Annotated in this window: 1 pseudogene; it reads left to right on the top strand. The window is 62.3% G+C overall.

The features are described from left to right. Nucleotides 1–260: pseudogene (locus SCA31_RS24105) on the top strand (GTPase HflX); the annotation flags it as partial.

Below are 260 nucleotides of genomic sequence, written 5' to 3'. Positions count from 1 at the left end.
ACAGGTGCCGATACCGTGGTGGTCGACACCGAACTCGCGCCTTCCCAGCGCCGTGGCCTCGAGGACATTGTCAAGGTGAAGGTTGTCGATAGGACCACCTTGATCCTGGATATTTTTGCCCAGCACGCCAAGAGCCGCGAAGGTAAGGCACAGGTGGAGCTCGCCCAGCTCGAGTATCTTCTCCCGCGCTTGCGTGGTTGGGGTGACTCGATGTCCCGGCAGGCCGGTGGCCAAGTTGGTGGGGCCGGTGCAGGTATGGG

It is taken from the genome of Chryseobacterium sp. SIMBA_028 (assembly GCF_046535285.1).
Lineage (GTDB): Bacteria > Bacteroidota > Bacteroidia > Flavobacteriales > Weeksellaceae > Chryseobacterium.
The sequence above is the reverse complement of the archived record's forward strand: the minus strand, read 5'-3'. Positions and strand labels throughout refer to the sequence as shown.